Source organism: Rhodococcus sp. NPDC003382, from assembly GCF_053589135.1.
The window spans coordinates 87,933-96,967 of sequence record NZ_JBSFRH010000025.1 but is presented as its reverse complement, the minus strand read 5'-3'; the positions used below and the strand labels follow the sequence as shown (position 1 = coordinate 96,967).

Sequence of the window (9,035 nt, the reverse complement as noted above, 5' to 3'; positions counted from 1 at the left end):
TCGCTGGTGTCGGTGGCCTCGTGCGCGGCCACCGCCGCTGCCGCGATCGCTCGGGCATGCTCGGCGGCTTCGGCCCGCACCGCCGATTCGGTGCGATTGGCGCCGGCCGAGGCGTTCGAAGCGATCTTGACCGAGTCCAACGCGATCGTTTCCAGCCGGCCCAAGCCCAGGGCGGCGGCCAGCAACAGGACCTGGGTGAACAGGTCTTCGCAGGCGGCGGCGTGGGTCTTGCGGAACCGGGCGATCGTGACGTGGTCAGGGATGTCCTGGGCGCAGATCACCCGATAGGCCACGTCCTCGGCGCACAAGCGTTCGATGCGGCGGGAGGACCGTTCCCCGCGGGACCACGCCCACACCAGCAGGGTCAGCAGCATGTCCGGGTGGTAGCCGGCCCGGCCGGCGCCGCCGGTCTTGGCGTTGCGGTGGAATGCGGTGGTGTCGATCCGGTCGATGATGTCGATGACCGTCCACACGGGATGATCGGCGCCGAGCCAGTCGCGCATGTCCGGTGGGATCAGGAACTGTTGATCGCGGTCGACGGGTCGATATCCTTTGGCCACCAACGGATTCTACACAAAGCCGCAGGTCGGCCCCGCCGCGTCACGGCGAGACCGACCCGCGATTCTGCAACAGCCCGCAGATTGACCGGATGTATCGTTCGCTCGGAAAAGTGGGGGTCGCGCGCGGAAAACGCGGGGTCGGCGCGGAGCACTCTGTTTCAATGGAGATGTGTGCAGATGGATGGCATATTCCGGTGAGCCGATCCTCGCCGAGGACCTGCTGTTCCGTCCGGTGCACTCGCTCATCGATCAGAGTCTGCACTCGCAGCTCGGCGCGACGACCACGAACGGGGACGGGTTCGGCATCGGCTGGTACGGAGAAGGGCCCCGGCCGGCGCTGTTCAAGAGCATCGAACCTGCTTGGAACGACCGCAATCTGAGGGAACTCGCCAGCCAGATCCGCAGCGGCATGTTCTTCGCGCACGTGCGTGCGTCGACGGGATCACCGGTCCAGCGCAGCAATTGCCATCCGTTCCGGTACGGCAACTGGTTGTGGATGCACAACGGCGAGATCGTGGACTACCGGAAGATCAAGCGGGAACTGCTGCTCGCGGTGGAGGCGGAGCTGTACACGGAGATCATGGGATCGACCGATTCGGAGGCGCTGTTCTACCTCGCGTTGACGTTCGGACTGACCGACGACCCGCTCGGCGCCGTCGGCCGGGCGGTCGGCTTCGTCGAGAAGACCGCCCGCGCGCACGGCATCGAGAACCCGGTGCAGATGACGGTCGCGACATCGGATGGAACCTCGATGTGGTTCTTCCGCTATTCGAGCCAGGTGCAGTCGCGGTCGCTGTACTACTCCACCGACATGACGACGCTGCGTGCCCTGCACCCGGAGGTGGAGGTGCTCGCGAAACTCGGACCGAGGGCGCGCCTCGTGGTGTCGGAACCGCTGCGTGACCTGCCCGGGGCGTGGAACGAGGTGCCCGAGGCCAGTGCGGGAACGGTCGGACCCTACGGGGACGAAATTCTGCCGTTCGTGCCGCTGGCCCCCTAGATCGCCGGGGCGCAACGCCATCGGGGCGCACCCACGTGGGATGCACCCCGAATTTCGGCGTTCGCGGACTTGTCAGAGGGCGCGGACCTGCTGGGCCTGCGGCCCCTTCTGTCCCTGCCCGACCTCGAATTCCACCCGCTGGTTCTCTTCCAGCGAGCGGTAGCCGCTGCCCTGGATCTCGGAGAAGTGGACGAAAAGATCGGCGCCCCCGTCATCGGGAGCGATGAATCCGAAACCCTTCTCGCTGTTGAACCACTTCACGGTGCCCTGCGCCATCTTGCCCAACTTCCTGTTCGGGAGCCGAACGTCACGTCGACGTCACGATCTCCACAATCGATCGTGCCACCCCTACGCCGTATGCACACCTTGTAGAGCACCGCCGATCCGAACCCACGAGGGCGGGCGCGCCGGGGCCTACGACGCGGTGCCGGCGCCCTTCGGGGAGGTCTCGAGCTCGAGGTCTGCGTCGTCGGCGAAGACGAGCCGACCGTCGTCGAGCGCGACCGCCCACCGGCGCACCGGGGCCCAGTCGCGGCCGAGGTCGTCGGCGACCAGCGCCGCGGCCTCGCCGTAGTCGGCGACGATCGCACCGTGTTCCGGTGCTGCGTGGCCGGAGCCGGATCGAATCGTCACCCGCGCGCCCAACGCGAGCGCGGCAGAGTTCTTGGTCTTAGCGCTCATGGCCATCAATTGTGACAGCTCACAGCGGGTGATGCAGGTCGGCCCGGGTCAGCCGTTGCGCGGTGGCGTCCAGGACGGGTCACGGCCGGTGAGCCCGAGCAGCCGATCGAGCGCGGACGCATCCTCCGCAACCTCCACCACCGGACCGAACAGGCCACCTTCGGCCCGCTGCTCCGGGGTGACGGTCGACGCGAACGCCGTGCAGGCCGCCACCGCCGCATCGTCGCAGGTGTAGGGCAGGCCCGCCGCGGCCGCGAGGTCCCAACCGTGGATCACGAGCTCGTCGAGCGCGACGAGTCCCGCGATCCGGCCGGGCAGGTCCAGCCCGGCGGCCTGCGTCGTTCCGGTCCACGCAACGGGATCGTGCCACGCCTGCGCGAGCGCCGCGACCTGCGCGGGGATGCGCGTGCGCCAGTCGTCGCCCAGGTTCGCTGCGCTCGGCGCCGGCGGACGCGCCGTGATCTCCCCGAACTCCTTGGTCGCCGCAGCCGTGAACGCCACGGACAGGCCGCCGACGTGGTCGAGGAGGTCGCCGAGCGTGGCGTCCCGGCACGGTGTGCGGGCGGTGAGCTGGTCGTCGCGGATCCCGGCGATCACCCGGGTCATCGTGCGGGCGGCGGGATCGAGATCGAGCATTTCGGTCATCGGGGCACCTCGGTTCTCGGAGCGGTGGGGTCGCATGAGGACAGACCCGTCCCGCGCCGGAAACTCAGCGGCGTGACCGGTGCGGACGGCCGCGGGCCGCCGCGACCATCGTGGTCGCGGCGGCCCGCGGAAAGTGGGAGAGCCGATGTATGCCGGTCAGGCCGGGCCGTCCCGTTTCGGGTCGACGGCCGGGAACACCTCGGTGGGGGCGTCGTCGCTGCTCCACGCCCTGTCGGCCCCGACCGCAGCCCCCACGGGCGCCGGTTCCGCGGCGGGCTGCTCGACCGGCTTCGCCTGCTCGCGTCGCACCAGGAAGCGACCGACGGTCACGGCGAACATCGCGGGCAGGAACACCAGCAGCACGGTGAACGCCGCGCCGGAGGTGAGCTCGAAGAACAGCGACTTGACGCCGACCGGGATCGCGGTGACCGCATCGACGAGCCACGTGAGGAACCCGCCGAGCAGACCTGTGACCGCGCCCGCCTTCAGCCACAGCATCGTCAGATCCGCGCCGCGATCCGGATCGGGATTCGCGCGCCGATCCCGGATCCCGTCGATGCCGCCCCAGATCAGGGCCGCGAACAGCACGACGAGCAGACCACCCCACCTCAGGACCGATCCCTGCAGGGGCCACTGGACGAGCGCCGCGCCCAGCAGGACGCGGACGAGCACATGCACGAGGGTCAGGCCGAGCCCGCGAGTCAACCAGGGTTTCATGTATCCGAGAGTAACGTCTGTCACGGCAAAAGTGTGTCTCGGCCCACACCCGAAACCGGCCCGTCGTCCTGTGACCGGCCACGAATCGTCGGGGTAGGTTGGTTCGATGGCCGCCGATCATGCCTCCCGCCGCGCCGCGCTGCGCGCCGTCCTCGCCGACCGCGGACTCGACGCGCTGCTGGTGACGAACCTGCTCAACATCCGCTACCTCACCGGATTCACCGGGTCCAACGCCGCGCTGCTGGTCACCACCGACGACGACGCCGACGAATCGCGGACCGTCGTCTGCACCGACGGCCGGTACGTCACGCAGATCGCCGAACAGGTCCCGGACCTGCGCGCGGTCATCGCACGCGCCAGTGCCGACCACCTCATCGCCTCCGCCGGGACACACGCGGCGGGCTGGGGTTTCGAAAGCCACACGGTCACCGTCGACGAACACGCACGCTGGTCCGGGCTCGGCAGCAAGGTGACGTTGACCGCGACGCCGGGACTCGTCGAGCAGCTGCGGGCGGTCAAGGACGAACACGAGATCGGGCTGCTGCGCGCGGCGTGCACCGCGGCGGACCGGGCGCTGGCGGACCTGATCGCCGCCGGGGGCCTGCGCCCCGGACGCACCGAGAAGGAGGTGGGCCGCGACCTCGAGTCCCGCATGCTCGACCACGGCGCCGACGGGATCTCCTTCGAGACGATCGTCGCCGCGGGCGCCAACTCGGCGATCCCGCATCACCGGCCGACGAACGCGGTCCTGGCGTCCGGCGACTTCGTCAAACTCGACTTCGGGGCGCAGGTCGGCGGCTACCACTCCGACATGACCCGCACCTACGTGCTCGACAAGGCCGCGGACTGGCAGCGCGAGCTGTACGACCTGGTGTTGCGTGCCCAGCAGGCCGGCCGGGAGGCGCTCGCGCCCGGAGTCGAATGCGCCGCGGTCGACGCGGCGGCCCGCTCGGTGATCACCGACGCCGGGTACGGAGAACTCTTCCTGCACGGCCTCGGTCACGGGGTGGGGCTCGAGATCCACGAAGCGCCGGGAATCGGCGCCGCGGCGACCGGTACACTTGTCGCCGGTGCGACGGTAACCGTCGAGCCGGGCGTGTACTTCTCCGGGCGCGGAGGCGTGCGGATCGAGGACACGCTCGTGGTGCGCGAGCAGGCACCGGAACTGCTCACGCTGACCGACAAGACATTGACCGTCGTATAAGGGCGGTTCCTCGACTCTAGGAGACGCGAAGTAAGTGGCCGATACCAGTGATTTCAAGAACGGGCTCGTGCTGAAGATCGAGGGTCAGCTCTGGCAGATCATCGAGTTCCAGCACGTCAAGCCCGGCAAGGGTCCGGCGTTCGTGCGCTCGAAGCTGAAGAACGTGCTCTCCGGTAAGACCGTCGACAAGACCTGGAACGCCGGTGTCAAGGTCGAGACCGCCACCGTCGACCGCCGCGACATGACCTACCTGTACAACGACGGCACCGACTACGTCTTCATGGACGGCGAGACCTACGACCAGATCTCGATCTCGCCCGAGACGCTCGGTGACGGGGCGAAGTTCCTGCTCGAGAACATGGCCGTGCAGGTCGCGACCCACGAGGGCACCCCGCTGTTCGTCGAGCTTCCCGTCACGATCGAGCTGGTCGTCCAGCACACCGATCCGGGCCTGCAGGGCGACCGCTCCACCGGCGGCACCAAGCCCGCGACCCTCGAGACCGGCGCCGAGATCCAGGTCCCGCTGTTCATCAACACCGGCGACAAGCTCAAGGTCGATTCCCGTGACGGCAGCTACCTCGGGCGAGTGAACTCCTGAGTGTCCGGAACGCAGAAGAAACTCGGAGCCCGGCACAAGGCGCGTAAGCGCGCCGTCGACCTGCTGTTCGAGGCCGAAGCCCGCGACACCGACCCGATCGACCTCGCCGCGGACCGCGTGGCGCTGGCGCTCACCGACGACCAGGTGGCCCCGGTCGCGCCGTACACCCGGACCCTGGTGCGCGGTGTCGCCGAGCACCTCGACGAGCTCGATCAGCTCATCGCCGACCACCTGCACGAGTGGACGCTCGAGCGGCTGCCCGCGGTGGACCGCGCAATCCTGCGGATCGCCGCCTGGGAGCTGTTCCACGCCACCGACGTGCCGCCGGTCGTGGCCGTCGACGAGGCCGTCGAACTCGCGAAGTCGTTGTCGACCGACGATTCGCCGGCGTTCGTCAACGGCGTGCTCGGTCAGCTCGTCGCCGTCGCCGACCAGGTGCGTGCCGCGGCCGCAGCGACGTCGGTGCACGCGAAGCAGGCCGGCGCTCCCGAACAACCCGGCACTCCCGAACAACCCGGTTCGGAACAGTAGGACACCGATGCAGCGCAGGCGGGTCCGGACGAGATCGACGATTTCGTCCGGACCCGCCTTCGTCGTCGGTGCCCGTGTGTCGCGCTTCACCGTCAACCTTGCCGTGACGCCTCTCGGCCGCTGATAGGCTGTTTGAACGTCAGGCATCCTTTAACGATCCGTCCAGCGAGGCGGAGAAGGAGGTCGCTGTATGGCCATGTCCGAGGACGGCTCGTCAGCATCCACCGATCCATCGGCATCCGGAACCGGAGCGCCCGCCCGCGAGTTGTTGTCCGCCGCGGACGTCGGACGCACCGTGGCCCGCATCTCCCACCAGATCATCGAGAAGACCGCACTCGACGCCCCGGAAGGCGAAGCGCCTCGCGTCGTGCTGGTCGGAATCCCCACCCGCGGCACCACCCTCGCGAACCGCATCGCCGAGCGCATCGAGGAGTTCTCCGGGGTCCGCGTGCCGGTCGGATCTCTCGACATCACGCTCTACCGCGACGACCTGCGGACCAAGCCGCACCGTCCCCTCGAGCGCACCTCGGTGCCGGAAGGCGGTGTGGACAACGCCCTGGTCGTCCTCGTCGACGACGTGCTCTTCTCCGGCCGCTCCGTCCGCGCCGCCCTCGACGCCCTGCGGGACCTGGGCCGGCCGCGAGCCGTCCAGCTCGCGGTGCTGGTCGATCGCGGGCACCGCGAGCTGCCGCTACGCGCCGACTACGTCGGCAAGAACGTTCCCACCGCCCGCACGGAGGACGTGCGCGTGCTGCTCACCGAACAGGACGGACGTGACGCGGTGGAGATCTCCGGAGGCAAGAACCTGTGAAACACCTGCTCACCATCGCGGATCTGACCAGGGATTCCGCGACCGAGCTTCTGGACGAGGCGGAACGGTTCGAGCAGGCGTTGCTCGGCCGTGAGGTGCGCAAGTTGCCGACACTGCGCGGCCGCACCGTGATGACCGTGTTCTACGAGAACTCGACCCGGACCCGGGTGTCCTTCGAGGTCGCCGGCAAGTGGATGAGCGCGGACGTCATCAACGTCAGCGCGTCGAGTTCGTCGGTGTCCAAAGGCGAATCGCTGCGCGACACCGCGCTGACCCTGCACGCGGCGGGCGCCGATGCGCTGATCGTGCGGCACCCGGCCTCCGGTGCGGCACACCGGATCGCGGACTGGACGACCGACGCCGACGGCAACGGCCCGTCGGTGATCAACGCCGGTGACGGCACCCACGAACACCCCACGCAGGCGCTGCTCGACGCGCTGACCCTGCGGCAGCGGCTCGGATCGCTGGAAGGGCGGCGCATCGGCATCGTCGGCGACATCCTGCACAGCCGGGTGGCGCGCTCGAACGCGCTGCTGCTGTCGATGCTCGGCGCCGAGGTGGTGCTCGTCGCGCCCCGCACGCTGCTGCCGGTCGGGGTGGAGACCTGGCCGGTGACCGTGGCGCACTCGCTCGATGCGGAACTGCCCGGCCTGGACGCGGTGCTCATGCTGCGGGTGCAGGCCGAACGCATGAACGGCGGGTTCTTCCCGTCGGCGCGCGAGTACTCGATCGGTTACGGACTGTCCGAGCGCCGGCTGCGGCTGCTCTCCGACGACGCGGTGGTGCTGCACCCCGGCCCGATGCTGCGCGGCATGGAGATCGCCTCCGCGGTCGCCGACTCCCCGCAGACCGCGGTGCTGCAGCAGGTGACCAACGGTGTGCACGTGCGCATGGCGGTGCTGTTCCGTCTGCTGGTCGGCACCGAAGGGGCGTCGGCATGACGGAAACTATTGGAACAGGAGACAATTCGGTGACCCCGCAGGTCCTCATCCGCAACGTGCTGGTCTACGGCGAGGGCGATCCGGTCGACGTCCTGCTCGGCGACGAGCAGATCCTCGCGATCGGTTCCGGCCTCGAGGCCGACGCCGATGCCGAGGTGATCGACGGTAGCGGCCAGGTCCTGCTGCCCGGCTTCGTCGACCTGCACACGCACCTGCGCGAACCGGGCCGCGAGGACACCGAGACCATCGACAGCGGCTCGGCCGCCGCCGCGCTCGGCGGCTACACCGCGGTGTTCGCGATGGCCAACACCAACCCGGTCGCGGACTCGGTCGTCGTCACCGATCACGTGTGGCGCCGCGGCCAGGAGGTCGGACTGGTCGACGTGCACCCGGTCGGCGCGGTCACCGTCGGTCTCGCCGGCAAGCAGCTCGCCGAGATGGGCACCATGGCGGCCGGCGCCGGCCGGGTCCGGATGTTCTCCGACGACGGGCACTGCGTGTACGACCCGCTGATCATGCGGCGCGCCCTCGAATACGCGGGCACCCTCGGAGTTCTCATCGCCCAGCATGCCGAGGAGCCGCGGCTGACCGTCGGCGCCGTCGCCCACGAGGGTCCGACCGCCGCACGGCTGGGTCTGACCGGATGGCCGCGCGCGGCCGAGGAGTCGATCGTGGCGCGCGACGCGCTGCTCGCGCGGGATGCCGGAGCCCGTGTCCACATCTGCCACGCGTCCACCGCGGGCACCGTCGAACTCGTCAAATGGGCTCGGGGACAGGGGATTTCGATCACCGCCGAGGTGACTCCCCATCACCTGCTTCTCGACGATTCGCGGCTCGAGACCTACGACGGTGTCAACCGGGTCAACCCGCCGCTGCGGGAACGTTCCGACGTCGAGGCATTGCGCCGCGGCCTCGCCGAGGGTGTGCTGGATTGTGTGGCCACCGACCACGCCCCGCATGCCGAACAGGACAAGTGCTGCGAGTTCTCGCAGGCCCGGCCCGGCATGCTCGGTCTCGAGACGGCCCTGTCCATCGTCGTCGAGACGATGGTCCGGCCCGGTCTGCTCGACTGGCGCGGGGTCGCGAAGGTGATGAGCGAGCGACCCGCCGAGATCGTCGGACTCGACGACCAGGGCCGCCCGCTCGCGGTCGGGGAACCGGCCAACGTCGTGCTCGTCGACCCGGACACCGAATGGACGGTGCGCGGACCGGAACTGGCGAGTATCTCGAACAACACCCCGTACGAGGAGATGACGCTGCCCGCCAAGGTCACCGCGACCGTGCTGCGCGGCAGGATCACCGCCCGCGACGGTGCGGTCCGCCCGCGGACCGGCGGGAGGTAGCGCG

General features: G+C 69.4%; 12 protein-coding genes. 7 read left to right on the top strand and 5 right to left on the bottom strand.

Annotation, left to right across the window (positions count from 1 at the left end):
* A partial coding sequence (locus ACWDUD_RS18015) for a transposase (protein WP_450110164.1) occupies positions 1–560 on the bottom strand: 560 nt, incomplete at its 3' end.
* 181 nt (positions 561–741) lie between these two features.
* Here ACWDUD_RS18015 and ACWDUD_RS18010 point away from each other — a divergent pair.
* Positions 742–1,560: a class II glutamine amidotransferase gene (locus ACWDUD_RS18010; RefSeq protein WP_197250266.1), complete on the top strand. Its 819-nt coding sequence runs from the start codon at positions 742–744 to the stop codon at positions 1,558–1,560.
* A 72-nt stretch (positions 1,561–1,632) separates the two neighbouring features.
* On the opposite strand, the gene ACWDUD_RS18005 is transcribed toward ACWDUD_RS18010, so the two are convergent.
* The 4 genes from ACWDUD_RS18005 to ACWDUD_RS17990 form a co-directional block, all read right to left on the bottom strand.
* On the bottom strand, positions 1,633–1,836 hold the full coding sequence (locus ACWDUD_RS18005; protein ID WP_068158269.1) for a cold-shock protein: 204 nt from the start codon (positions 1,834–1,836) through the stop codon (positions 1,633–1,635).
* 138 nt (positions 1,837–1,974) lie between these two features.
* Positions 1,975–2,241, bottom strand: coding sequence for a hypothetical protein (locus ACWDUD_RS18000; protein ID WP_374068505.1), 267 nt, complete (start codon positions 2,239–2,241; stop codon positions 1,975–1,977).
* 48 nt (positions 2,242–2,289) lie between these two features.
* Positions 2,290–2,886 (bottom strand): TIGR03086 family metal-binding protein, encoded by a 597-nt coding sequence (locus tag ACWDUD_RS17995; protein WP_450110163.1) that lies wholly within the window; start codon positions 2,884–2,886, stop codon positions 2,290–2,292.
* A 156-nt stretch (positions 2,887–3,042) separates the two neighbouring features.
* A complete protein-coding gene (locus ACWDUD_RS17990; RefSeq protein ID WP_450110162.1) occupies positions 3,043–3,603 on the bottom strand; it encodes a B-4DMT family transporter in 561 nt (186 codons plus the stop codon).
* 106 nt (positions 3,604–3,709) lie between these two features.
* Between ACWDUD_RS17990 and ACWDUD_RS17985 the strand changes: the two genes are divergently transcribed.
* The 6 genes from ACWDUD_RS17985 (at position 3,710) to ACWDUD_RS17960 (ending at position 9,031) form a co-directional block, all read left to right on the top strand.
* Positions 3,710–4,807 (top strand): M24 family metallopeptidase, encoded by a 1,098-nt coding sequence (locus ACWDUD_RS17985; RefSeq protein ID WP_450110161.1) that lies wholly within the window; start codon positions 3,710–3,712, stop codon positions 4,805–4,807.
* A 34-nt stretch (positions 4,808–4,841) separates the two neighbouring features.
* Positions 4,842–5,405, top strand: coding sequence for an elongation factor P (gene efp / locus ACWDUD_RS17980; RefSeq protein WP_197250271.1), 564 nt, complete (start codon positions 4,842–4,844; stop codon positions 5,403–5,405).
* Positions 5,406–5,936: a transcription antitermination factor NusB gene (gene nusB / locus ACWDUD_RS17975; RefSeq protein WP_450110160.1), complete on the top strand. Its 531-nt coding sequence runs from the start codon at positions 5,406–5,408 to the stop codon at positions 5,934–5,936.
* Positions 5,937–6,126: 190 nt separating this feature from the next.
* Entirely contained in the window at positions 6,127–6,747 is a 621-nt protein-coding gene (pyrR, locus tag ACWDUD_RS17970; protein ID WP_197252147.1) for a bifunctional pyr operon transcriptional regulator/uracil phosphoribosyltransferase PyrR, read from the top strand.
* On the top strand, positions 6,744–7,688 hold the full coding sequence (locus ACWDUD_RS17965; RefSeq protein WP_450110159.1) for an aspartate carbamoyltransferase catalytic subunit: 945 nt from the start codon (positions 6,744–6,746) through the stop codon (positions 7,686–7,688). Before pyrR ends, ACWDUD_RS17965 begins: the two co-directional genes overlap by 4 nt.
* Positions 7,685–9,031 carry a dihydroorotase gene (locus tag ACWDUD_RS17960; protein ID WP_450110158.1) on the top strand — a complete coding sequence of 449 codons (1,347 nt, stop codon included), beginning with the start codon at positions 7,685–7,687 and terminating at the stop codon, positions 9,029–9,031. Before ACWDUD_RS17965 ends, ACWDUD_RS17960 begins: the two co-directional genes overlap by 4 nt.
* Positions 9,032–9,035 lie beyond the last annotated feature (4 nt).

What these genes read in the sequence shown, in the direction of transcription:
- pyrR (WP_197252147.1), top strand. Translation starts at nt 6,127, where the DNA reads ATGGCCATGTCCGAGGACGGCTCGTCAGCATCCACCGATCCATCGGCA.
- ACWDUD_RS17995 (WP_450110163.1), bottom strand. Translation starts at nt 2,886, where the DNA reads ATGACCGAAATGCTCGATCTCGATCCCGCCGCCCGCACGATGACCCGG.
- ACWDUD_RS17960 (WP_450110158.1), top strand. Translation starts at nt 7,685, where the DNA reads ATGACGGAAACTATTGGAACAGGAGACAATTCGGTGACCCCGCAGGTC.
- ACWDUD_RS18000 (WP_374068505.1), bottom strand. Translation starts at nt 2,241, where the DNA reads ATGAGCGCTAAGACCAAGAACTCTGCCGCGCTCGCGTTGGGCGCGCGG.
- ACWDUD_RS18010 (WP_197250266.1), top strand. Translation starts at nt 742, where the DNA reads ATGGCATATTCCGGTGAGCCGATCCTCGCCGAGGACCTGCTGTTCCGT.
- ACWDUD_RS17990 (WP_450110162.1), bottom strand. Translation starts at nt 3,603, where the DNA reads ATGAAACCCTGGTTGACTCGCGGGCTCGGCCTGACCCTCGTGCATGTG.
- ACWDUD_RS17985 (WP_450110161.1), top strand. Translation starts at nt 3,710, where the DNA reads ATGGCCGCCGATCATGCCTCCCGCCGCGCCGCGCTGCGCGCCGTCCTC.
- ACWDUD_RS18005 (WP_068158269.1), bottom strand. Translation starts at nt 1,836, where the DNA reads ATGGCGCAGGGCACCGTGAAGTGGTTCAACAGCGAGAAGGGTTTCGGA.